This is a genomic window from Parabacteroides sp. AF17-3 (genome assembly GCF_003635445.1).
Taxonomy (GTDB): domain Bacteria; phylum Bacteroidota; class Bacteroidia; order Bacteroidales; family Tannerellaceae; genus Parabacteroides; species Parabacteroides goldsteinii.
Map to the genome: position 1 here is coordinate 169,008 of NZ_QTMM01000002.1, position 24,469 is coordinate 193,476.

Annotated in this window: 17 protein-coding genes; 5 read left to right on the forward strand and 12 right to left on the reverse strand. The window is 45.4% G+C overall.

The genetic code is table 11. The annotated features are described in order from the left end of the window. Positions 1-17 precede the first annotated feature (17 nt). On the reverse strand, positions 18-2,399 hold the full coding sequence (locus tag DWW91_RS02975; protein ID WP_122326912.1) for a lamin tail domain-containing protein: 2,382 nt from the start codon (positions 2,397-2,399) through the stop codon (positions 18-20). Between the two features lie 129 nt (positions 2,400-2,528). Between DWW91_RS02975 and DWW91_RS02980 the strand changes: the two genes are divergently transcribed. Further along, on the forward strand, positions 2,529-3,539 hold the full coding sequence (locus tag DWW91_RS02980; RefSeq protein ID WP_010800865.1) for an aspartate-semialdehyde dehydrogenase: 1,011 nt from the start codon (positions 2,529-2,531) through the stop codon (positions 3,537-3,539). 162 nt (positions 3,540-3,701) lie between these two features. Then, positions 3,702-4,979, forward strand: a complete 1,278-nt coding sequence (locus DWW91_RS02985) for an ATP-binding protein (RefSeq protein ID WP_009860015.1) — start codon at positions 3,702-3,704, stop codon at positions 4,977-4,979. Between the two features lie 198 nt (positions 4,980-5,177). On the opposite strand, the gene DWW91_RS27975 is transcribed toward DWW91_RS02985, so the two are convergent. The 6 genes from DWW91_RS27975 to DWW91_RS03010 form a co-directional block, all read right to left on the reverse strand. Further along, a complete protein-coding gene (locus tag DWW91_RS27975) occupies positions 5,178-5,501 on the reverse strand; it encodes a hypothetical protein (protein ID WP_233584389.1) in 324 nt (107 codons plus the stop codon). Further along, positions 5,494-6,735, reverse strand: a complete 1,242-nt coding sequence (locus DWW91_RS02990; RefSeq protein WP_233584390.1) for a sulfatase-like hydrolase/transferase — start codon at positions 6,733-6,735, stop codon at positions 5,494-5,496. The genes DWW91_RS27975 and DWW91_RS02990 overlap by 8 nt, the downstream gene beginning before the upstream one ends. A 219-nt stretch (positions 6,736-6,954) precedes the next feature. Next, positions 6,955-8,142, reverse strand: a complete 1,188-nt coding sequence (locus tag DWW91_RS02995; RefSeq protein ID WP_122326913.1) for a phosphoribosylaminoimidazolecarboxamide formyltransferase — start codon at positions 8,140-8,142, stop codon at positions 6,955-6,957. 20 nt (positions 8,143-8,162) lie between these two features. Then, positions 8,163-9,050 carry an SDR family oxidoreductase gene (locus DWW91_RS03000; protein WP_199722551.1) on the reverse strand — a complete coding sequence of 296 codons (888 nt, stop codon included), beginning with the start codon at positions 9,048-9,050 and terminating at the stop codon, positions 8,163-8,165. Continuing rightward, a complete protein-coding gene (locus tag DWW91_RS03005) occupies positions 9,047-10,270 on the reverse strand; it encodes a DcaP family trimeric outer membrane transporter (protein ID WP_009860019.1) in 1,224 nt (407 codons plus the stop codon). Before DWW91_RS03005 ends, DWW91_RS03000 begins: the two co-directional genes overlap by 4 nt. A 15-nt stretch (positions 10,271-10,285) precedes the next feature. Next, a complete protein-coding gene (locus DWW91_RS03010) occupies positions 10,286-11,512 on the reverse strand; it encodes a hypothetical protein (protein ID WP_010800869.1) in 1,227 nt (408 codons plus the stop codon). Positions 11,513-11,668: 156 nt separating this feature from the next. On the opposite strand from DWW91_RS03010, the gene DWW91_RS03015 reads away from it, so the two are divergent. Beyond that, positions 11,669-13,033 (forward strand): TrpB-like pyridoxal phosphate-dependent enzyme, encoded by a 1,365-nt coding sequence (locus DWW91_RS03015; RefSeq protein ID WP_009860021.1) that lies wholly within the window; start codon positions 11,669-11,671, stop codon positions 13,031-13,033. Positions 13,034-13,136: 103 nt separating this feature from the next. Here the strand turns inward: DWW91_RS03015 and DWW91_RS03020 are convergent, their stop codons facing one another. Continuing rightward, on the reverse strand, positions 13,137-13,544 hold the full coding sequence (locus tag DWW91_RS03020) for a DUF3836 domain-containing protein (RefSeq protein ID WP_010800871.1): 408 nt from the start codon (positions 13,542-13,544) through the stop codon (positions 13,137-13,139). A gap of 368 nt (positions 13,545-13,912) precedes the next feature. On the opposite strand from DWW91_RS03020, the gene DWW91_RS03025 reads away from it, so the two are divergent. After that, on the forward strand, positions 13,913-15,121 hold the full coding sequence (locus DWW91_RS03025; protein WP_009860023.1) for a hexokinase: 1,209 nt from the start codon (positions 13,913-13,915) through the stop codon (positions 15,119-15,121). 47 nt (positions 15,122-15,168) lie between these two features. Here DWW91_RS03025 and DWW91_RS03030 read toward each other — a convergent pair whose 3' ends face one another. Genes DWW91_RS03030 through DWW91_RS03040 form a run of 3 tightly spaced genes read right to left on the reverse strand, consistent with a single transcriptional unit; the run spans position 15,169 to position 19,550 of the window. Beyond that, complete coding sequence (locus DWW91_RS03030) at positions 15,169-15,840, reverse strand: DUF2461 domain-containing protein (protein ID WP_009860024.1); 672 nt, start codon at positions 15,838-15,840, stop codon at positions 15,169-15,171. Positions 15,841-15,879: 39 nt separating this feature from the next. Next, positions 15,880-17,289, reverse strand: coding sequence for a sialate O-acetylesterase (locus DWW91_RS03035; RefSeq protein WP_122326915.1), 1,410 nt, complete (start codon positions 17,287-17,289; stop codon positions 15,880-15,882). Between the two features lie 50 nt (positions 17,290-17,339). Further along, positions 17,340-19,550 carry a patatin-like phospholipase family protein gene (locus tag DWW91_RS03040; RefSeq protein ID WP_009860026.1) on the reverse strand — a complete coding sequence of 737 codons (2,211 nt, stop codon included), beginning with the start codon at positions 19,548-19,550 and terminating at the stop codon, positions 17,340-17,342. Between the two features lie 204 nt (positions 19,551-19,754). On the opposite strand from DWW91_RS03040, the gene DWW91_RS03045 reads away from it, so the two are divergent. After that, positions 19,755-23,777 carry a glycoside hydrolase family 2 TIM barrel-domain containing protein gene (locus tag DWW91_RS03045; protein ID WP_122326916.1) on the forward strand — a complete coding sequence of 1,341 codons (4,023 nt, stop codon included), beginning with the start codon at positions 19,755-19,757 and terminating at the stop codon, positions 23,775-23,777. A gap of 100 nt (positions 23,778-23,877) precedes the next feature. Here DWW91_RS03045 and DWW91_RS03050 read toward each other — a convergent pair whose 3' ends face one another. Continuing rightward, positions 23,878-24,468 carry a hypothetical protein gene (locus tag DWW91_RS03050; protein ID WP_233584392.1) on the reverse strand — a complete coding sequence of 197 codons (591 nt, stop codon included), beginning with the start codon at positions 24,466-24,468 and terminating at the stop codon, positions 23,878-23,880. Between the last annotated feature and the right edge of the window lies 1 nt (position 24,469).

Below are 24,469 nucleotides of genomic sequence, written 5' to 3' on the forward strand. Positions count from 1 at the left end.
TACTTATCCACATTCTTTTACCGGACAAGGAATACCTGTTTATATCTTTTTACTGTGCCGCTGGTATGATACAATTCGGCATAGAAGATATAAACACCTGTCTGTAGTTGCCTCCCGGACAGGGCATAACCGTCCCAAGTTAATTTTCCCGTCAAACCCAGCAGTTCGTGATTAGCAGTTTGTGCGACACGCTGACCGGCGATATTGAAGACAAAAGCACGGCAGTTATATCCCGGCTGGTCCAGATAATAGGATATAGTATAATGACCGGCACTTTCATCCCACTGCGGTGTCTTGATGCCGGTCGGTTCATCCGGAGTATCCGGATCATCGGGCAGGGAAATATCCGATTGTGAATTAGGATAACCGGGAGTACCATAACCCACTGTAGCAGATGCAGAGGTCCAGTTCGAAGGCGATTGCGTTCCCGCATCGGGATCGATCCGTTCCAGGGAGACACCTTTCTGATCTTTTATTGAAGAGGCATGCCATTTGGAGGTATAGGAAACTTCATCGATCACTGTTCCATCTTTGCTCCGGAACAGGACAAGCGTAGAGGAAGTATTCGCCAATATAGGAAGTTTAGGAACTTCAAACAACGAAGACGGGAACTGAATTGTGTAAAAATCGGTAACGCCCTCCAGATTCTTCGTCAACAACACATAACCATCCGACTCGATTGTTGCAGTAACGGAGGATAACGGGTAGCGGGTATTCAATGTTCCATCGGCTTTCCTGACCGCGACCGATAAGCCGGATACCGGCAAGGCACGATCGGAACGATTGTATAACTCGATATATTCGCTACCACCGGCAAAAGGGTTGGGAAGAAGTTCGTTAAAAACAAACTCTCCCGGTTCGACGGTAATATCCGGGAGAGGCGGATCGTCGGGGGTATCCGGCTCGTCGGGGTCGTCAGGTGTAACAGGTTTATCCGGTTCATTGGGTTTTTCCTCACCTTTACCCGATGAGTTAACAGAGCCGGGAGTTCCGCCACGCGGATCGGAAGAGAGATGCCAACCGGAAGAAGAACGTTCCCAGGATTTGGCGGGGGTGGCTTTTTCATAGGTTACTTCATCAATCAGGTTATTATCGCCATCAAACAGCTGCAACAACTTTCCAGTATTAGCCAGTGCGGACGGGAAATTATCCAACGGGACCTTCACCGCTGAAGGATCAGCCACAATATCCCTGCCGGAGCGATAAAGTACCGCATACCCTTTTGCGGGAATTTCAAAGGTCGTCATAGGCTTCGCTTTTCCACCATATGAAAATTGCCAGTCTGTAAGCACTAATACATTCTCTGTAGTGTTATAAAGTTCTACATATTCTGTTTCCGGCAACTCTTCCAGTCCCTTGGGATCGGCCATTATTTCATTAATAAGAATAGAGCCTGATTCAGATGGTTCCTCACCTTCGTCTTCTTCCTCCACTTTTACTTTCTCTGAATAGCTGTCAAGTGTATTCCCTTTCTCATCCGTTACGCCGGAATAGGAAATTGTATAAATCTCTCCTGTCTTCATTTCTTCCGGATAATGAGTATTTACAACCTTCCGGCTTTCATCAGCATATACAATACGGTCAGCATTCCCTATGTCGGAAATAGAAAATGCAGCCTGCTCCGTTTTAACCGGAAGATCAAACACAAATTGTAAATCAGAGAGAGTCAAAGGTTCTATTGACAACAGTTTAGGCAAAGTGATATCGGGTTTTGAAGGATCTTCAGGTTCTTCAGCCGGATGCAGAGGCGTTTCCGTCAGCTCATGACGGACCAAAATATTATCAAAATAGAAAAACATGTTTTTAAGGGACTTAGCTTTGCAATAACAAATGATATTAAGACTACCGGAATCACGGATATCCTTCAAATTCTTATCATCCAACTCTCCTTCTTTTATATAATAATCTTCATCAGACATTCGAGTATAAAGAGTCCAACGGTTACATTCTTCCAAAACCAGCTTAATATGAACCATTCTCCCATCCATCCGGCGAGCACCTTTAATCAATCGCTGCGCATTCCCTTTTGGAGGCCATTTATAAAAAGATACATTATCATCATTACTTCCAACTTGAATATAATACAATAAATCACTTGGTTTATCAGTTCTATATAAATAAATACATGCTTTATTAAAATTAGACGGTTTAAAAGCTAATGTAATATCCATCTCCCACTCCATTGTCCGACCAAAAAGAATTGGTGTATGAAACGGATAATTACCGGTCAGACCAGAGCCGTCAAACGCCAATTGTCTTTCCTCATTAATTACATATCTACTAGAATCATCAATCCACGGATTATTCGAACCGATCTCCGGACCATCAAATGTTTCTGTAAACTGTGCGAATGCACAAACAGGAAGCAATACAAGGATAAAAAGAATAAATTGTTTCATAGTTATATAGTTTTGTTATAAAATTATCTATCTTTGCACGCTAATAGCTTACAACTATTATTGTGTTCGATTTTGGATGCGGTAAAGTTATAACAATTTTTTTATATTACAATTTAATTAGTGCTCAAAATGAAAGTAGCAATTGTTGGCGTGAGTGGTGCTGTAGGACAAGAGTTCCTGCGCGTGCTCGACGAAAGAAACTTCCCAATGGATGAGCTGGTGCTTTTTGGCTCATCTCGTAGTGCCGGACGTGTTTATACCTTCCGTGGTAAACAGTACACCGTTAAGGAGCTTAAGCATAACGACGACTTTAAGGGAATCGATGTTGCTTTTGTTTCGGCCGGTGGCGGTACATCTATCGAATTTGCAGAAACCATTACCAAACATGGTACTGTGATGATCGATAACTCCAGCGCATTCCGTATGGATAACGATGTGCCTTTGGTAGTTCCTGAAGTGAACCCGGAAGATGCACTGAATCGTCCGCGCGGTATCATTGCCAATCCGAACTGTACTACCATCCAGATGGTCGTTGCATTGAAGGCAATCGAAAAGGTATCGCACATTAAACGTGTACATGTATCAACTTATCAGGCCGCCAGCGGTGCGGGTGCAACAGCTATGGCCGAACTGATCAAGCAGTACGAACAACTGTTGAAGGGCGAAGAACCTACTGTAGAAAAATTCGCTTATCAGCTGGCCTACAACGTGATTCCTCATGTTGATGTGTTCACTGAAAACGGTTATACGAAAGAAGAAATGAAGATGTATAACGAAACACGCAAGATCATGCACTCCGATATCGAAGTAAGTGCCACTTGTGTTCGTGTTCCGGTTATGCGTGCCCATAGCGAAGCAACCTGGATTGAAACAGAACGTCCTATCAGCGTAGAAGAAGCACGCAAAGCTTTTGCTGAAGGCGAAGGAATCATCCTGCAGGACGATCCGGCAAACAAGGACTATCCGATGCCGCTGTTCGTTGCAGATAAAGAACCGGTTTATGTTGGCCGTATCCGCAAGGATATCAGCAACCCGAACGGTCTGACATTCTGGACTGTAAGCGACCAGATTAAGAAAGGCGCTGCCCTGAACGCTGTTCAGATTGCCGAATACCTGATCAAGGTGAAGAATATAGGATAATAATCTTACAATCTTTCTATATAGAAAGGGACGGTCTGTTGGAGATCGTCCCTTTCGTTTTTTATCATGTTTATCTTTCATGAACGATAAAACAAATGCCATTTTATCTTTTATAATCGACAAAATAGGACTACATTTGTCTTGTACAAAAGATAAAATAGCATGGAAAAGAATGTAATAAAGTCTCTAATCATTGAATATCAGCAATTCGTTGAGAAAATAACACTGATTGAACGAGATATTCATTTATCAGATCAGCTAAACTATGTATTTGTTGGTCTTCGTCGTGCAGGTAAATCTTATCTGATGTATCAACAAATACAACATTTGTTGAGAGAAGGACACTCAATAGAAGAAATTCTTTATTTCAATTTTGAGGATGATCGCCTGATAAACCTAAGCGTTGAAGATCTCGATCTTATAAAAGTTTGTTATGAAGAGCTTTATGCACATCGTCCTATCTTCTTTCTGGATGAAGTTCAGATTGTGACGCATTGGGAGAAGTTTGCCCGTCGGCTAACAGATCTGAAATATCGGGTGTATATTACCGGAAGCAACGCCAAAATGTTAAGCAGTGAGATTGCAACAACACTTGGCGGCAGGTTTATTATACAGAATGTATATCCTTTTTCATTTCGGGAATATCTAAAAGCCAATGACATAACTGTTGAACCAGCCTGGTATTTCAAAAACCGCACGGAAATAGTTCGTTCATTCTCTGATTATTTTTATTTTGGCGGATTACCGGAATTAGAATTGATAGAAGAGATAGAAAAGCGCCAATGGTTAAGCAATTTATTCAATAAGATATTTTTTGGTGATTTGATAACACGCTATTCTATCCGAAACGATTTAGCCATGAAAGTCCTAATCCGTAAGTTGGCGGAAAGCGTAAAACAACCCTCTTCATTCAACCGGTTGTCAAACATCGTTTCATCCACAGGAGTCAAAGTCACCACAGATACCGTTATCGATTATCTGGAGTTTTTGCAAGCAACATGGTTGATCTTTTCTATTGAGAATTATGCCAGTAAATTAGTAGAGAAAGTATCCAATCAGAAATACTATTTCATCGACAATGGCCTGTTGAATCTATTTCTGATAGACCCAGAAACCTCACTGCTAGAAAATTTGGTAGCTATCAGCCTAAAAAAGAAATACGAAGAAGAACTTTACTTTTATCATCAGAACATTGAAGTCGACTTTTATATACCGACAAAGAATCTGGCTGTACAGGTATCATATAGCCTGAAAGAAGAGGCAACACGCAAACGCGAAATAACAGCGTTATTAAAAATAGCCAAAGTCATGGATGTTGACAAACTACTCATCATTACTCACGATGAAGAAGAAATGATTGTGGAAGACGGAAAAGAGATCGCTGTTGTTCCGATTTGGAAATGGCTACTTGAACAGGACAGTCTGTTGGAAAACAGGTAGTGTCGACAGACGCCCGGAAGGAATAGATTAGCCTCCTGAACGAACCGACGAAGCCAAATGTAGAGTCAGCAAAATGCCAAAGTTTATTCATATCACATCTGTGATACAAAAGAAACTCAACTGTGATACAAACGGAATCCATCTGTGATATGAAAGGAACACAGATGTGATATGCATTAATCTGTGTTCCCTGAATAGTTATCCGTATCTGTTTACCCCATTTTCCAGGTTTCCGTCACATTCCTTCAGCATAATAGCTTTCAGTTCTTCCGTTTTCTCCGGATATTTATCAATCACGTTCTTGCGCTCCTGCGGATCGTCAGACAAGTTGTACAACTCATAAACACCTTGTTTTCTGTAATAACGGAGTTTCCAGCCATCGTTGATAACAATGCCCGGTCCGAGATTGGAGCCATATACGACATACCGTTTCGGATCTGTTTGCTTCCCATTCAGCAAAGTAGGCAGGAAAGAGATACCGTCTTTCTTTACCGGGAGCGAAACGTTTAACAGATCAGCCATCGTAGACAGGAAGTCGTAATTGGAAACCAATTCCTTGCTTTTTCACGCCGGCCGGTATCAATCCTTCACCGTAAAAGATCAGCGGGATATGTACGCCGCCATCCAGATTACTCCGTTTCAGTCCGGCCATCCCGGCATTCCCGTTAAAAATATCGCCTGCCAGGTCGCTGTAATACTTATCTGTATAGTCATCAAACAATTGGCCGGTTTGCAGGTTCTTATAAGGTTTTTCACATCTTCCTTTCTGCGAATAATAGATCTCATGCCCGTTATCGGCGGCAAAGACTATAATCGTATTCTTATCCAATCCGAGATCACGAAGCTCATTCATAATTATCCCCACATGATCATCCAGCAACTTAATCATAGAAGCATATTCTTTTTCTATCGGTGTTAACTCAGGGTTGGCTGCCAACTCCGGGTGAACGGCCGGGATAGCTACCGGACCATGCGGCAACTGGGTCGGATGAAACAGGAAAAAAGGCTTATCCTTATTCTCGCGGATAAAAGACAGCATCTTATCCAGAAAAAGGTCCTGCGAATAAACAGCTTTACCATTTCTTTCCCATCGCTCCCGCAAAGTCTCATCTGTTTCATTTTCCGTACTCTTCCCACAGTTCGGAAGAGTATTCCCGTCAATCGTTACAATCTCACCGTTCTCAAACAGAAACGGCGGATAAAAACCATGGCAACGTACATGGTCGAGATAACCGTAATAATAATCCCACCCATGTTCCTTCATCTGTTTGCGGATAGCCGTAAAACCCCATTCCAGCTTTCCGATCTCGGCGGTTACATAACCAGCTTTCTTAAATACCTGGGGAAGATAACAGTCGCCTTCCCCTAGAAGAATATCCCCATCATCTATCTCTTTCTCAAGAGCCGGAATCAATGAGAGGTTATCAGTCGGAGGAATAAACTGTCCTCCCTTCGATATCATCCATTTATCCGGATGGCAATCGTGATAACCGGTCAGCAGAGAGGCTCTTGCCGGAGCTGACAACATACAACCGTATGCATTATCGAAAGAAGTCCCCCGGGTAACCATCGCATCAATATGAGGTGTCGTGAAATGCCGTTGACCATAAGCGGACAGCATACCTTTTCCCATATCGTCGGCATAGATATAGATAACATTAGGTTTAACCAGCTGCTGCGCCTGTACATAATCGGATATGGTAACGCCTGCCAGAGACAAAACCGCTACAAATGAAGAGGAGAGAGTTTTATTCATAAATCGATCTTTAAAGCTATAGTATTGCGCCAAAGATACAAATTTACCTGTTAACTTTCACTTCATAAGGCATATCAACCGAAGTTTTCCCTGCCAACAGATAAAGCTGTTTTCCGAGAGTAAACCGTATAATAACCGTGATTTTCCTGTTCTATTATTTAAGGTAAACAGAATGGATAAGAATTCTTTCATCAGAAATCTTACCCATTTCATATGCAATCAATGATGGAACAAACGTACCCCTGTAAACGCCATCGTTATGCCATATTTATCACAAGTATCGATCACATGGTCGTCACGGACGGAACCGCCTGCTTGTGCGATATATTCGACACCGCTTTTGTGAGCACGTTCGATGTTGTCACCGAAGGGGAAGAAAGCATCTGAGCCCAATGCTACCCCTTTCAGGGTGTCCAGCCAGGCACGTTTCTCTTCGCGAGTCAGCACTTCCGGTTTTTCGGTGAAGAACTGTTGCCAGATACCGTCAGCCAAAACATCTTCGTGGTCATCGCTGATATATACGTCGATTGTATTATCGCGGTCGGCACGACGGATCTTTTCGATCCAGGGCAGGTTCATTACTTTCGGATGCTGGCGGAGATACCAGATGTCGGCTTTGTTTCCGGCCAGACGGGTACAATGGATACGGCTCTGCTGACCGGCACCGATACCGATAGCCTGTCCGTCTTTTGTATAGCAGACAGAATTACTCTGCGTATATTTTAATGTAATAAGGGCAATGATAAGATCGCGTTTGGCAGCTTCAGAAAATTCCTTATTCTGAGTCGGGATATTTGTCAGCAGGCTTTCGTCTAGTTTAATCTCGTTACGTCCCTGTTCGAAAGTGATACCGAACACATCTTTATGTTCAATCGGAGCCGGCTTATAAGACGGATCGATCTTAATCACGTTATACGTTCCTTTTCGTTTGTTCTTCAGGATTTCCAAGGCTTCCGGGGTATAATCGGGAGCGATGACACCGTCGGAAACTTCACGGTTGATCAGGCGGGCAGTAGCTTCGTCGCAGGTATCGCTCAAAGCGATAAAATCGCCATATGAAGACATGCGGTCTGCACCACGGGCACGGGCATAAGCGGTTGCCAGAGGAGTAAGAGTCAGGTCGTCTACAAAATAGATTTTCTTCAGGGTATCGCTCATCTCGATTCCCACAGCGGCACCCGCCGGACTGACATGCTTAAAAGATGCGGCAGCCGGTAGTCCGGTAGCCTCTTTTAGTTCTTTCACCAATTGCCAGCTATTGAAAGCGTCCATGAAATTGATATATCCGGGACGGCCGTTCAATACCTCTATAGGCAATTCCCCCTGCTGCATAAAAATGCGCGACGGCTTCTGGTTGGGGTTACAGCCGTACTTCAGTTCTAAAGAGTTTTTGTTTTCTGTGCTCATATTGCTTGTTATATATGATTCTATCTCATCTCCGCCATTCCTTCTTCAAGGGTATGAGGAGTATAGCCTAACTCACGTTTTGCCTTTTCGATGCTCAGCCCGCTGAAACGGGGACGTGGAGTCGCTTCGTTCATTTCTTCGGTGGTGACCGGGATAATCAATGAACGGTCCAGCTTGAAATAATCGGCAACACGGTAAGCGATATCGGCTATCGAAAGGCATTCGCCTCCACAAATATGCCAGGTACCGTTTAGAGAAACATGCATCAGTTTTTCTACTCCGACAGCAATATCCTCTACCCAAGTCGGCGTACGGTACTGATCGGAAACGACCCGTATCTGCTGACCAGCTTCCAGGCGGTTCTTTACCAGTTGCAAAATATTGCCATGTTGCCCCGGCAATGCTTTTCCGTAGACAACGACCACGCGGACATTCGCATAATTACTGCAATTGGCAGCCACGGCCAATTCTCCCTGATATTTCGACAGGCCATAATAATTCACCGGAGCCGGAATATCTTCCTCGATGTATAAAGAACGATTCTTTCCGTCAAAGACAAAATCGGTCGACAGATGAATAAAACGGCTACCTTCCTGTTCACAGCAACGCGCCATATTTTCAACGGCAAGTACATTGGCGGCATGCGCCTCTCCATGATGGGACTCACAATAATCGGGTACGGAAAGTGCGGAAGCATTTATCACGACATCAGGACGCATCTCCCCGATCAATCGCCCAATGGCCGGATGATCGTTGATATCCCCCTGAACGAAACGGGTATTACTCTCCGGCTGAATATCTTTATGCAGGGAGCATCCTGTCAGTTCATACCCACCACACAGGGACAGATGTTGCAAAATACGTCTGCCTGTAAAACCGTTTGCTCCAATTATCAGCGTTTTCATCAGAATGAATATATTAATACACCTAATATACGGTGGTTGGTTACTGAATGGGTATCACGAATACGTCCGTCGGCAAGTGTACGGTCGCCATACCAAGCCAGAGACGGACTATACTCCACTCCCAGTTTCCAGTGAGGCAACACATACGACAGCTGCAGATTAGTGGTAAAGACCTGATCCACATCGAGGCCCACTCCATAAGTCGGTCCGACAATATCCTTGCCTGCCCCCAGGTTCTTCAAATATCCGACAAACAATCCGGGTTGCCATTTTTTACCATACACCACGTTCAACCAGGTCATTGAATGACGGTAAGACGTATACTCCTGTTCGCCGGTACGTTTGTCTATACTGCTGACGCCATAACCACCCAGCATACAGAGATGAGCCAGATTCTCTCCCATAATCGTCTTTGCCGAAATCTTCCAGTTATCATCCGTATAACGGGCATGCGCCTCGACAGAAACGGAGGTAACACGCTCTTTTACCTTATAAGTCTTATCTCCGACTTCGGATTTTATGCGTGGTGCCAACGAAATAAGATCGGCACCAATACCCACCATCCAATTGTTGGTTTTATAATCGACACCGGCATAAAATTCCGGTACACAACTATTCTTTATATATTCCTCGCTCTTTCCGTTCGGTCCGGTGGACAGATACTGCAACTGCCAGATAGCCGCCCCCGTCAGGCTCCATCCCTGATTGGTATAACGATAGCGAAGCATCGGGTTACGGCTGAACGGCTGGAAAGGTGCTCCGGTGGAAAGGTTCAACATTTGTGGAAAGATATCACCGAATAATGGGTGCCAGGTCTGGCCGATCAGGACAGCCGATTTTCCCCAATCCAGATTTACATAGGCATGCCGCACACGAATCATGGCAAAGTTACTTCCCGAACCACGGAAATCCACTTCCAATTTAGCGGTTGTCTTAGCTTTGCCGACACTCGGCCCTGCCACATCAATCCCTAAACGGGAATATAACAGGTAAAAGCTACCGTTTGCCGTAGCATTCAAATCATTGCCATCTGCATCCGGAGAGATATCTTTCGGATAGAGATGAAACAAACCGTCTACTATCTCGGAATTGGCACGGGAATTATAGAACAAGTCACCACGAACCTGTCCGTAAAACTTATACGAAAAATTCTTCTTCTGTGCATAACCGGACGTTACAGCTAACAATCCGGCCAATAAAAACATACCTAGTCTCGTTCTCATTTAAAAGCGTTCAAATTAGAAATAATACATAACCAATCCCAATATGCGGTGATTGGTTATGGCGTGAGTGTTTCCCACTTTACCGTTCTTCTGGTCGATCGTTCCATACCAGGCCGTTGCCGGAGAATATTCCAGTCCGATCTGCCAGTGAGGCAGATTATAAGAGAAATTCATATTTACCGTCAGCAACTGATCGATATCCAGCCCCATTCCGTAAACTGTTTTCGAGGCTGTCAGCTCATCATCCGTCCCCAGGTTCTTGGTGTATCCCAGGAATAGTCCCGTTTTCCATTTCGTGCCATAGGTGAAATTCGCCCAGGTTGTCGAATGGCGGAAAGGAGTATATTCCTGCTCGCCGGTCTTCGGATCGACAGAACTAATACCATAGCCACCGATCAGGGCCGTCTGGTCCAGACAGGAAGCCATCAGGCTTTTGGCTGCAAAGGTATAATTACGGCCGGTATATTTCAAGTGAGCTTCGTATGAATATGTCGTCATACGCTCATTTACTTTATATACTTTGTCATTTATCTCAGAAGTCGTACGGGGTTTTAAAGAAATAAGGTGAATACCAGCTCCTGCCAGCCAACCATTGCCGGACGTATAATCGGCACCTACATAAAACTCCGGCACACAACTATTCTTTATATAATCTTCGCTCATCCCTTTCGGACCGCTCGACGTGTATTGCAACTGCCATATAGCCGAAGCGGTTAGTTTTACATTACCTGCCTTGTATTGATAACGAATCTGCGGACTGCGGTTGAAAGGTTGGAAAGGTGCGCCTGTCGACAGATTCAGCATATCCGGAAATACGGAACCGAATAACGGATGCCAGGTATGACCGATCAATACATTGCTCTTATCCCAATCTAACGCTACCCATGCCTGGCGGATACGCAACATAGTCGTACTTCCCGAAAAGCCGCCGAAGTCAGTCTCCAGACAAGCTGAAGTACGAGCCGAGCCGACATTCGGGCCGGTCACACTCAATCCCAGGCGGGAAGTGAACGTATAAAAACTACCGTTGGGAGTCGCATTCAGGTCTTTCCCGTCAGCATCCGGTTTTTCATCCAAAGGGAAAAGGTAGAAGTTTCCGTCTACCGGAGCCATATTTGCACGGGTATTGTAGAACAGGTCACCACGTACAAAACCATAAAACTTGTAAGTGAAGTTTTTCTTCTGGGCAGTTGCGGAAAACAAAGTCAGCATACTTACCAATAGCAGAGCCAGCTTTTTCATCGTTGTCGTTTGTTATCTATTTGTCTAGTTTGAAGGCGCAAAGGTATATATTTTTGTTTATTCAATTTGAAGAACGAAATATTATTTGTTACTTTGCTTCCAAGTTGTAAGCCTGAAAGGCCAAAATGATTAATAATGTAAACTACATAAAGAATTATGAGTACTAAAAAGTTTTTATTGGAGGAGAAAGACATACCTACAGCCTGGTATAACATTGTGGCTGACATGAAGAACAAACCACTTCCTATTTTAAATCCGCAGACAAAGCAGCCGTTGAAGGAAGAAGACTTGTATCCTTTATTTTCCAAAGGTGCTTCACACCAGGAAATGAACACGACAGATGCATGGATTGAAATACCAGAAGAAGTTCGCGAATTATATAAGGTATGGCGTCCGACTCCGCTGGTTCGTGCTTACGGACTGGAGAAGATGCTGGATACTCCTGCACATATCTACTTTAAGAACGAAAGCGTCAGCCCGATCGGTTCGCATAAACTGAACTCGGCTATCGCACAGGCTTACTACTGCAAACAGGAAGGTATTACCAATATCACCACGGAAACAGGTGCCGGACAATGGGGTGCCGCCCTCTCTTATGCCGCCAAGGCTTTCGGCCTGGAACTGGCTGTATATATGGTAAAGGTCAGCTACCATCAGAAACCTTACCGCCGCTCTATCATGCAAACATTCGGTGCACAGGTGATAGCTTCTCCGAGTATGAGTACAAAAGCGGGACGTAAGATTCTGACCGACCATCCGAATTATCAGGGCAGCCTGGGTACGGCTATTTCGGAAGCGGTAGAACTGGCAATGCAAACTCCGAACTGCAAATATACATTAGGTAGCGTATTGAACCACGTTATGCTGCATCAGACAGTAATCGGCCTGGAAGCAGAAAAGCAGATGGAAATGGCCGGCGAATATCCGGACGTTGTAATCGGTTGCTTCGGTGGCGGTTCAAACTTCTCCGGTATTACATTCCCCTTCCTGCGCCATAAACTGACGGAAGGAAAAGATGTACGTGTTATTGCCGCCGAACCAGCTTCCTGCCCGAAATTGACACGCGGACAGTTCCAGTATGACTTCGGTGACGAAGCCGGCTACACACCGCTCATCCCGATGTTCACGTTAGGACATAATTTTGCCCCGGCAAATATCCACGCAGGTGGTCTACGTTACCACGGCGCCGGTTCTATTGTCAGCCAGTTGATGAAAGATGGTTTAATGAGCGCATACGATGTAAAACAGTTGGATACATTCCAGGCAGCCACCCTATTTGCCCAGGCGGAAGGTATCATTCCGGCTCCGGAATCATCACACGCTATTGCCGTTGCTATCCGCGAAGCATTGGAAGCGAAAGAAGAAGGTAAAGCCCGTACGATCCTGTTCAACCTGTCCGGTCACGGATTGATCGACATGGCTGCTTACGACCAGTATCTGGCCGGCGACCTGACAAACTACGAAGTAACAGATGAGGAAGTTGCTAACAATTTGTCAGAATTGGAAAAGATCATCAAATAAGAGGACTATTTACCAAAATAAAAGTGGCGCTAATAACAGGGACTCACGTCTTTTGTTATTCGCGCCACTTTCGTGTGTGTCTATGAATGTTTTAAAATAGGTATTATGAGAAAATTTCCTCATAATTGGTTGCCGGAACAAGCATTTTCTGTGTGTTCAGGCTATAATCTTTCTTCTTTTTGTCCCACATTCCGTATTCGGAAGTGATATTTCCGTCTTCATTATACTGATATGTAATCAGATAATAAGGATCCCATGTCTCTTTTGCCTGATTCCAGCGGTACGCTTTTTTCTCAGCGACTTTGCCGTTATCATTGTAGGCGAATTCATATTTCACCTGTTTGTTCAAAAGCCCTTCTTCCTGTAGGAATATTACTTTTGAAACGATCTTTCCGTTCTCTTCCTTCGTATCATACAGATAGTTTCTGGGAGAAGCGGCACTCATTGCCAGACTGCAAACGAACAAAACAACAAATGACAAAATTTCTTTTCTTAAAATCGAAGCTTTCATAAATATATTACTTATAAGATTTACTTTCAAATTGCGTGCAAATGAACACAGTTTTCGGGTAATAACCAAATATATTCTGACATATTGATAGCATAATAGACTTATTTAACTATTTTAAACCACAACCCAACACATACAAAACAGCACAAAGCTTACAATTTATAAGAAAAACGATTTACAACATCAAAATAACATTGTTTTCAGTCTCTATTTTCTTAATAAGCCAAAAGAAAAAGCCAACTCACTTACGAATTGACACTAATAGTTTTTTTCATCATCAGCTGCATTATTCAGAACTAAATATACACTCACGATTGTTATTTAGAAATAAAAGAAGGATATTAGCATCCAAATTAAATCGGTATATCATGGAGAGAAATATTTTTAAACTGGAAAATGACCAATTGAAAGAGATTGCTCTTTCATTGCGACAGAAAGTAGAAGAAGGTCTGGCAAAAGACGGCCAAGAGATACAATGTATCCCGACATTCATCACCCCCAAAAGTACAAACATAAACGGTAAAGCCCTCGTTCTCGACCTGGGCGGTACGAATTACCGAGTGGCAACAGTCAACTTTAATAACGACAAACCGACTATCCATCCTGAAAACGGCTGGAAAAAAGATCTGTCGGTAATGAAAACTCCCGGCTTCACCCGTGACGAACTGTTCAAGGAACTGGCTGACCCTATCGGAGAGATCAAGCGGGAACAGGAAATGCCGATCGGTTATTGCTTCTCGTACGCAGCCGAATCGCTTCCCGACGGGGATGCCCGGTTGTTGCACTGGACAAAGGGAGTGCATATCAAAGAAATGCTCGGACAGCCGGTAGGGAAACCTCTGCTCGACTATCTGAATGACAGAAATACCCCCGGGTTTACAAGTATAAAGGTTCTTAATGATACAGTAGCCAGCCTGTTCGCCGGACTTACCGACAGTAGTTATGACGCCTATATCGGACTTATAGTCGGAACGGGAACCAATATGGCGACCTTTATTCCTGCCGAAAAGATTACAAAATTACCCTCTTCCGTACAGGCACACGGGCTAATCCCTGTCAATCTAGAATCAGGAAACTTCCATCCCCCTTATCTGACAACTGTCGACGACACGGTCGATGCCTGCTCCGACAGCCATGGCATGCAACGTTTTGAGAAAGCCGTCTCCGGCATGTATCTGGGAGAGATATTGAAATCGACCTTTCCGCTGGATGAATTCGAAGAAAAGTTTGATGCGCAGAAGCTGACGACTATCATGAATTATCCGGATATTCATAAAGATAAATATGTACAGGTTGCCCACTGGATATATAACCGTTCCGCACAATTGGTCGCTGCTTCGCTCGCAGGACTGGTCTCTTTATTAGTTTCCTATAATAAGGATATCAAAAAAGTATGCCTGGTAGCCGAAGGAAGTATGTTCTGGAGTATTAACAGGAAAGATAAAGATTACAATGTGCTCGTAATGGAAGAACTGGAAAAGTTACTGAATGAGCTTGGAATAGGCGATGTGAAAGTTCATGTGAACAAAATGAATAATGCGAATCTGATAGGGACGGCTATTGCGGCATTGTCTTGATAAGAAAACGAGGGTATATCAATCAGTTGAAATACCCTCGCTATTCTTTATACTCTTCCTAAAAATTCATCCACCGTATAATTCAGGAAATTATTAAACGGCAGTAACTCCTCGAATCGCTTTAAGGTCTGATCCATCCAGTCGTCCGCCATAAAGAACTCGTCCGGCAAGTTGGCCGCAAAACAGAAATCTTTATGCTTCATAATCTCGTCATATTTGAAATCGGTCGGATAACCGGCCGGCATACGCTTCAGAACCTCCCCTTCCATCACCGGGAAGGCTTCCTTAAAGGATGGCTTTTCAATGATACCGACAAACTCGTCGATGTGATCGTAAATATCCTGGCGAAGCATTTTCAATAATTTAGGCGGAGGACACCATACGCCACCGGACAGCATACAGGCACCCGGTTCGAGATGGATATAATATCCGCCCCGCTCGCTGGCACGTCCGCCCTGGGCCATATAAGCTGCAAAATGAACCTTATAAGGTGTCTTGTCCGGCGAGAAACGCAGATCGCGGTAGATGCGAAACTGGCAATCCTTCGATTCCAGGCCTGCTACCTGCGGATCGAACAGAGCAATCCGGTTGATTACTTCCTGCACTTCGTCGATAAATCCTTTGTGCAGGACATCGAAGCGGTCCTTGTTTGCCTGAAACCACTCCCGGTTGTTGTTTACGCTTAATTCCTTCAGGAATTGTATAATCTCTTTATTCATATTGTCTGTCTGTTTTACCCACAAAGATAGAGAATAATATCATTCATTCTTCCAGTTTCTGTCGGTACGGAAAGGAGCGACCGGCAAACCTTCCTTGCTGAACAGGTTGCCGATGGTCGCATCATCGAAACAATAGTGCACCACGACAGGCTTCTTCACTTTGGAAGAGGTTACAACGACCGTATTATCTTTGATCCGGACTTTGGCAGGCACAAAGACACCATCTTCGCCGGCTATCATGAACCCGGTAATTTCCTTATCTTTACACATCAACCCGTTACCGGCATGCAGGAAAGAGATGACAGCTTTGTTCTTATCGATGGTCATACTTTCAAACAGAAGGCTTTCATATCCGGAATCGAGCCGGCCGTATATCTTGCCCAATGCCATATTCGCCAGACGTTGTCCTACACTTTGCTTATCGGTCGGATGGATATTCTTTACATCTGCCACACAATCTGAAACAGCGACCATCCCGGCCCCCGGAACCGTACGGGCCACCCATTCCTGATGCTCGCGAACCAAAGCTGCGCCATTATCGCCGGCATTATAGGTAAACGGTGCGATCTGCACCAGATAGAACGGAAAGTCTTTTTTGAAACTCTTACGCCAGCTCTCGACCATCGTTTTCAGCAGGATTCCATACGAATCCGGATGATCGCGGTTGGATTCGCCCTGATACCAGATAGCGCCGGCAAGGGCATAAGGCACGACCGGACTAATCATCTGATTATACAGTACACCCGGCTCTACGGGCCACCAGGGATATGTTTTATCGGGCATCACATCACGTATCCGGGGATTGTTCATTACCTGTTCTTCGGGTACCCATACCTCGGCCGGAGTACCTCCCCAGGCAGACACGATCAGGCCGACAGGAACATTCATGTCTTTTTGCAAGTCACGTCCAAAGAAGTAAGCTATAGCGCTGGTGCTCTTCATTCTGTCTGGGGTACAGGGTGCCCACGATGCTTCGCAATTATTCTGCGGGGTTGCGGCCCCGCGTTTGGGGATATGGAAGAAACGGATATTCGGATAATTGGCGGCGGCGACCTCTTCTTCGCTGTTGTCGATACCGTGCATCGGAGTCCATTCCATATTGGACTGGCCACTACACAGCCATACTTCGCCCAGCATGACGTCTTTCAGTTCACGGGTGCCATCGCCCAGGACCGATAAGGTATAGGGACCGCCCGCCCCGATCGTTTTCAGGGTGGTATCCCAGGTTCCGTCCGAACGGACGACAGTCGTTGCCGTATCCTGCGGAGCCCAGCTTCCGACAACTTTGATTGTAGCACTTGCAGATCCCCAGCCCCACACGGGCACTTCACTTTTCTGCTGTAACACCATATGGTCGGTAAAAACAGCCGGCAGACTAACCTGTGCCTGCATACCGGCTATCAGAAGGGACAGACCAGCGGCTATCCCTGTAATTCGTGTAAGTTTCATGTATCTCTTTGTATTTGATTGATTAACGGATAACAAATGTACAACAAAAACTAGAACGAGAATCCCAAATTCAAATAAAATTGAAGGCTAGTGTTTTGATTGGACATGCTGAAAGTCGCGCTTAGCGGTCCCGCAATGCTATTATACGCATATCCAAGACTTCCGCCCCATACGCTTTTCCCTTTCAGCAGGTGGAAGAAGTCATCATGATGGATCGCATAATTACCGATCAGGGAAATATAGTTATTCCCTGCAATACGCTGACGGAAATGCAGGCGGGCAACGGCTACCGAGTTGTCGAATATCTCCATCCGGTTGATTCCGGCAAACGGCAGCTGCTGGGGCACATACCGTCCTTCCACCTCTCCCCCGACCGCATTCAGGAAAGGATAGGCCAGGTTTCCACCGATCAGTACGCGGCCATACAGGGAAGGCAAGATACTGAAATGGGAAGTAACAGGTATGACAGATGTGAAATTCAGACCCACCGCAGAGAATGGTGCATGCCCGTTATAACTAACGAAATTGTCCGTATAAAAAGAATAGTCCGCTTTCAGAGAAACACCTTTGGTCGGGAAATACCGCTTATCGAACGTCTCCAGATGTGCCATAGCGAAATAACTGATAAAACCTTCCGGCTTTACCTCGTATTGGTTATTATCACCAGTATAGAGGAAGGAATTATAATCATAATATTCATAACGCAATCCCAGCTTGAATTTGAAATTCAGCCAGTTCATATCCGAATATCCGAACTCGGCAAAATGATGGGTATAGCTGGTATTGAATGTTTTATCGCCTTTCTTGTAGATATCCAGATCCTGGTAAGTGAACTGGTAGGCCAGGTTCAGGTTGCGCAAAGGATTCCTTTCGATGGCATAATCCAGGCGGGCAAACGAAGTCTTCCCCCCGACACGCCCGGTAAATCCCAGCTTCGAATGGTTGCGGGCCCGGTGATCGAAAGTGGCATTCACCAAGACGCCGATGACCTCTTCCGAATCGAAACGCACACCCAGGTTCACAGAGCTGACTGATTTTTTTTGTGCCGTCAGCACCAAATTCTGCTGTTGCTCGCCGGTCAGCATATAATCTACATTCGAATAGGCATTGGAGCCGATCAGCACAGACATGGCATGATGGAGTTCGTGCAACGTGATCCGGCTGTTTTCCCGCAAACCACTGATCTTCATCAACCACTTTTCGTCCCTCGGATCGGTACCGACAAAGGAGATCGTCCGGATATAGAAACTGTCGGTAGGCAGCGCGGGGTAAGATTTCCGGACATGTCCATGCTCTTCCGGACAGGAATCTTCCGCTATTCCTATTTTCTCTTTCAGTGCAATGATCTCATCCCAATGGGCATAGGCTTCCTGCTCTCCGCGACGGATCAGCGTATCGAGTGCAACCGTACTAAAGCTGGCGGCATTATAAGAGGTCATATTCGGGCGGAGCAACAGGTCGGTCTGCTCCTTATTACGTGCATATTTATCATGTCCGTGTAAGGCGATAATCTGCCCGATCACATCACCGGGACTGTTCAGCTTGTCAAGCGTCTTCAAATCACTGGTACCCAGGTCTACACCGATAATCACGTCGGCGCCCATCTCCCGGGCGACATCTACCGGGAAGTTATCGTTCAACCCGCCGTCTATCAGCACCATACTATCCAGTCGGACAGGGGTAAACACTGCCGGAATCGCCATACTGGCACGCATCGCCAGCGGCAGGCTGCCTTTACGGAACACATAATCCTTCCCATCGACTGCATCCACAGCGACACAGGCAAAAGGTATATTGAAGTTTCTGAAATCCACGGAATCATGATAACCGATCGTCAGGTTGGAAAAGAGGTTCATCAGGTTCTGTCCTTTTATCATCCCCTGGATGACACGGTCTTTCTTATCTTTCCCAAAAGGCAGGGAAAGAATGTATCGTTCGGAGTTTTCCTTTTCCGGAAAGGTAAGGCTGCTTCGTTTGATCCGGTCGCTGAGCAGCATGGTCCAGTCTTGCTCCAACACCATCGTATCTATTTCCGCCGGCGTATACCCGATGGCATATAAGCCACCGACAATGGCACCCATACTCGTCCCCGCCACGTAATCGATCGGAATACCAGCTTCCTCCAAGACTTTCAACACCCCAATATGAGCTACACCTTTTGCACCCCCGCCGCCTAATACAACTCCAACCTTCTTCCGTTGAGCTGTCAGGGAAGGCAAAGCGACCAGTAACATCAGCAAAAAGCAAAGTAACTTTTTCATCTGCACACTATTTACGGCAAATGTAGTTCGTTTACGCTAAAGATGCAAACGAATCGGAGTTTACTGCATTTACTATACCAGATTCATAATTTATCATACGGGAGGAAACGCAATGAGATAAATAAAACACGAAGTAAGCAACAGACTCTCCGATAAATGTATTAAATTTGAAGCCTATTTCTCACCTTAAGAAGAAAAACTCATATGCAAAAATCAGCATTCTGTCTATTACTATGCTGCTTGACATTTCAAAGCTATGCGACAGTAGATTTACTGAAAGGCTATCAGTATGCCTCAGAACAAGCGCCGAAAGGGAACGAGTGGGAATCACCCGAAAACCTTGCGCTGAACAAAGAACAACCCCGTGCCTGGTTCTTCTCCTTCCAGAATCTGGAGAGTGCCCGGAAAGTATTACCGGAAAACAGTGCCTACTGGCAATCTCTGAACGGAGATTGGAAATTCAATTGGGCCCGTACGCCCGAAGAACGTCCGAAGGATTTCTATCAACCCTCCTTCGATGTATCAGGCTGGGACAATATCCCCGTGCCATCCAGTTGGAACATTGTCGGTCTTCAGAAAGACGGGACACAGAAGTATGGTACCCCTATTTACGTGAACCAACCGGTTATCTTCCAGCACAAAGTGGCTGTCGACGACTGGCGGGGAGGCGTGATGCGTACCCCACCGGAAAACTGGACGACCTTTAAAGACCGTAACGAAGTCGGCTCTTACCGTCGTGAGTTCACCATCCCGGAAGACTGGGACGGACGTAATGTATTTATCAGTTTCGACGGAGTAGATTCCTTTTTCTACTTATGGATTAACGGCCATTATGTAGGTTTTTCCAAAAACTCCCGTAATGCAGCCAATTTCAACATTACTCCTTATCTTCAAAAAGGAAAGAACATTGTGGCAGCCGAAGTGTATCGCAGTTCCGACGGCTCGTTCCTCGAAGCACAGGATATGTTCCGTCTACCGGGTATCTTCCGGACCGTTGCGCTCTATTCGACACCGAAAGTGCATTTCCGCGATTTGGTGGTGACACCCGATCTGGATGCAACATATACCGACGGTTCGCTGACCGTCAAGGCAGACATTCGTAACCTCGATAAAAAAGCAATCAAGAATTATAAAGTGTATTATTCGCTTTATGCCAATAAACTCTATTCAGACGAAAATACACTTGTCGATGGATTCTTATCGCCTGTCATCGAACGGATCAACCCGGATGAAACAACGGAGAACCTGATGACCGTCAAAGTGAAAGCGCCCAATAAATGGTCGGCCGAACAGCCCTACCGCTATACACTGGTTGCCGAACTGAAAGATAAAAAGAATAAAACGATCGATATGGTTTCCACCACTGTAGGTTTCCGCAAGGTAGAAATCAAGGATACACCGGCATCTGAAGACGAGTTCGGACTGGCCGGACGTTACTATTACGTAAACGGCAAGACTGTCAAACTAAAAGGTGTGAACCGTCACGAAAGTAATCCGTCCGTAGGCCATGCCATCACACGCAAAATGATGGAAGACGAAGTGATGCTGATGAAACGCGCCAATATAAACCACGTTCGTAACTCACATTATCCGGATGATCCGTACTGGTATTACCTGTGTAACAAATATGGTCTTTATCTGGAAGATGAAGCCAATATCGAATCGCACGAATATTACTATGGCCAGGCCTCCCTGTCCCACCCGAAAGAATGGCGGGATGCACATGTGGCACGTGTCATGGAAATGGTAAACGCCCATATCAACCATCCGTCTATCGTGATCTGGTCGTTGGGGAATGAAGCCGGTCCGGGACACAACTTCGTAGAGGCCTACGATGCTTTAAAGAAAGCAGACCTGTCACGTCCCGTTCAGTACGAGCGCAACAATAAAATCGTAGATATGGGTTCCAACCAGTATCCGTCTATCTCTTGGGTGCGCGGTGCCGTGAAAGGCGATTATGACATCAAGTATCCGTTCCATATCTCAGAATATGCCCATTCGATGGGGAATGCCTGCGGTAACCTGGTTGATTACTGGGATGCAATGGAGTCGACCAACTTCTTCTGTGGTGGCGCCATCTGGGACTGGGTGGACCAGTCTCTTTACAACTATACCCCCGACGGCAAACGCTACCTGGCTTATGGCGGTGACTTCGGCGATACGCCCAACGACGGTCAATTCGTAATGAACGGTATCGTGTTCGGCGACCTGGAACCGAAACCGCAGTATTATGAAGTGAAAAAGGTATACCAGCATATCGGCGTCACAGAAGTCGATGCACAGAAAGGCCTTTTCGAGCTATTCAATAAATACTATTTCAACGATCTGTCCGATTACGATGTGAAATGGTCGCTTTATGAAAACGGCAAAGAAGTGGAAAGCGGTTCCCTGAATCCGGGTAAGGTTTCACCACGTAAACGTGTGCAGGTAGCCATTCCTTATACGTACAGCCAACTGAAAGCGGACAACGAATATTTCGTTAAAGTTCAGTTTCTGCTGAAAGAGGACAAACCCTGGGCCCCCAAAGGTTATGTAATGGCAGAAGAACAACTTCCAGTCAAAGCATCTGTGGGCAAACCTGCCATCAACGAAGTGGCAAATGCCTCAGCAGGAGAACTGTCTCTCGAAAAACAGTCGGACGCACGCTTCTCTACGATCAAAGGAGATAACTTCAATGTCACATTCGACAATGAAAGCGGTACGATCTATAATCTGAATTATGGTGGCGAAACAATCATTGCCGACGGTAACGGTCCGAAACTGGATGCTTTCCGTGCCTTCACGAACAACGATAACTGGTTCTACGGAAGCTGGTTCGAAAACGGCTTGCATAATCTGAAACATAAAGCTACCGCGTCCAAAGTGATCAAGCGGAAAGACGGTTCCATGGTATTGTTCTACACCATAGAATCGCAGGCTCCCAATGCAGCCAAGATACTGGGCGGAACATCCAGCGGCAAGAACAAAGTGGAAGAACTGACCGATAAAGCCTTCGGCGAAGACGACTTCAAGTTCACGACCGACCAGGCATGGACCATCTACCGTGACGGTTCCATCGAACTGCAAGCCAGCATCACCTCCAACAATTCAAGTCTGGTACTGCCACGTTTAGGCTACCGGATGATCGTTCCTCAGCGTTATAAAAACTATACATACTACGGACGTGGTCCGGTTGAAAACTATGCCGATCGTAAAGCCGGACAGTTTATCGAACAATATAAATCGACCGTAGCCGACCAGTTCGTGAACTTCCCGAAACCGCAGGATATGGGTAATCACGAAGATGTGCGCTGGTGTGCACTGACCGACAAGGCCGGCAAGGGAGCTCTCTTTGTGGCAACCAACCGCCTTTCTACTTCTGCTTTGCAATATTCCGCACTCGATATGACATTGGCCGGACATCCTTATCAGTTACCGAAGGCCGGTGACACTTATCTGCATCTTGATCTTGCCGTTACAGGTTTGGGAGGTAACAGTTGCGGACAAGGTGGCCCATTGATTCATGACCGTGTATTTGCCGGACAGAACAATATCGGCTTTATCATCCGCCCGGCCACACAAGACCTGTCGGCTGCCGCACAGGTATCGGCCGCCGGTGAGATTCCTTTCTCCATCACCCGTTCCCGTGTAGGTATGGTTGAATTATCATCTATTGATAAGGATGCTGTCTTCTGCTACACGATCGGCAAAGAGAAAAAAGCGAAAGAATATACCGGAGCTATCCCGATGCGCGAAGGCGGAACAATCACTGCCTGGTTAAAGAACAATCCGGAGATCAAGTCGACAAAGACTTTCAATAAGTTGGAAAGCATCCAGACAGAGGTTATCTACGCCAGCAGCGAAGAGGTTGGCGAAGGCGATGCCAAACACCTGGTAGACGGCGATCCGAATACGATCTGGCACAGTATGTATTCTGTCACAGTAGCCAAATATCCACACTGGGTAGATCTGGATGCCGGCGAAGAGAAAGCATTCAAAGGCTTTATCTATATGCCTCGCAAAGACAGCAACAATGGTAATATCAAAGAATATTCCATCCAGGTCAGCTCCGATGGCAAGAATTGGGGTGAGCCTGTCTGCAAAGGCCAGTTCGCGAATAATCGGGACGAAAAGAAAGTCCTCTTCGACAAACCGGTAAAAGGACGTTACATCCGTTTCACCGCACTGAGTTCACAGAACGGACAGGATTTCGCAACGGGAGCGGAACTGACTATTTTGAGTGAATAAACTGGTTACATCTAAAATATCTCTAAAAAGGCGGACAAAAGCTGCCTTTTTAGAGATATTACACCATCATACTGTCATAAAATCATGCATGTATCGGGTTTTAGTTGACAGTTGACATATGACAAAAAAATAAATCAAACCATATATACTCTTTCATATTAAATGCTTCATGCCATTCCTTCGGAGGAAGTTTAGCATTACGGACATCACAATAGCTACCAGCCTGTTGTTTCTTTCCTTCAAGCATCACTTCATATAAAGCACCACTCGTATAACTGGTAAGAGGTATCGTATCATTGGAAGTATAGGTTCTTGTCGGATATGTCTCCAATAAAATACTGTGTAAGACATCTTCTACCTCCGCTTTTTCCACAATTTGCGTTTCACCTTCCACTGTAAAGTCCACTTCATGCGCATGGAGCGGCTCAACCGCGATACGAATAGAGAATACGGTATCTTTTATTACATAAGCCTGTTCATTCAGGATTTTATAAGACACTACTCCTTCTTTATAATGTGCCATCCGTATCTTATAAGTTTGTCCTTGCAAATCTCCGGACAACTTAATAACCTGTGCACCCGAGGGAGAAGGTGTCGTCTCATCATAATGAAGCCAGACAGGAACCGGTTGTTCAACTGAATAGTTGAACAGTAACGGAAACAACAAAAGAATTTGGATAAAATATATCATA

Excerpts from the sequence above, each read along its gene's own strand:
- DWW91_RS02975 (WP_122326912.1), bottom strand. The coding sequence starts at position 2,399 with ATGAAACAATTTATTCTTTTTATCCTTGTATTGCTTCCTGTTTGTGCA.
- DWW91_RS02980 (WP_010800865.1), top strand. The coding sequence starts at position 2,529 with ATGAAAGTAGCAATTGTTGGCGTGAGTGGTGCTGTAGGACAAGAGTTC.
- DWW91_RS02985 (WP_009860015.1), top strand. The coding sequence starts at position 3,702 with ATGGAAAAGAATGTAATAAAGTCTCTAATCATTGAATATCAGCAATTC.
- DWW91_RS27975 (WP_233584389.1), bottom strand. The coding sequence starts at position 5,501 with ATGGCTGATCTGTTAAACGTTTCGCTCCCGGTAAAGAAAGACGGTATC.
- DWW91_RS02990 (WP_233584390.1), bottom strand. The coding sequence starts at position 6,735 with ATGAATAAAACTCTCTCCTCTTCATTTGTAGCGGTTTTGTCTCTGGCA.
- DWW91_RS02995 (WP_122326913.1), bottom strand. The coding sequence starts at position 8,142 with ATGAGCACAGAAAACAAAAACTCTTTAGAACTGAAGTACGGCTGTAAC.
- DWW91_RS03005 (WP_009860019.1), bottom strand. The coding sequence starts at position 10,270 with ATGAGAACGAGACTAGGTATGTTTTTATTGGCCGGATTGTTAGCTGTA.
- DWW91_RS03010 (WP_010800869.1), bottom strand. The coding sequence starts at position 11,512 with ATGAAAAAGCTGGCTCTGCTATTGGTAAGTATGCTGACTTTGTTTTCC.
- DWW91_RS03015 (WP_009860021.1), top strand. The coding sequence starts at position 11,669 with ATGAGTACTAAAAAGTTTTTATTGGAGGAGAAAGACATACCTACAGCC.
- DWW91_RS03020 (WP_010800871.1), bottom strand. The coding sequence starts at position 13,544 with ATGAAAGCTTCGATTTTAAGAAAAGAAATTTTGTCATTTGTTGTTTTG.
- DWW91_RS03025 (WP_009860023.1), top strand. The coding sequence starts at position 13,913 with ATGGAGAGAAATATTTTTAAACTGGAAAATGACCAATTGAAAGAGATT.
- DWW91_RS03030 (WP_009860024.1), bottom strand. The coding sequence starts at position 15,840 with ATGAATAAAGAGATTATACAATTCCTGAAGGAATTAAGCGTAAACAAC.
- DWW91_RS03035 (WP_122326915.1), bottom strand. The coding sequence starts at position 17,289 with ATGAAACTTACACGAATTACAGGGATAGCCGCTGGTCTGTCCCTTCTG.
- DWW91_RS03040 (WP_009860026.1), bottom strand. The coding sequence starts at position 19,550 with ATGAAAAAGTTACTTTGCTTTTTGCTGATGTTACTGGTCGCTTTGCCT.
- DWW91_RS03045 (WP_122326916.1), top strand. The coding sequence starts at position 19,755 with ATGCAAAAATCAGCATTCTGTCTATTACTATGCTGCTTGACATTTCAA.
- DWW91_RS03050 (WP_233584392.1), bottom strand. The coding sequence starts at position 24,468 with ATGATATATTTTATCCAAATTCTTTTGTTGTTTCCGTTACTGTTCAAC.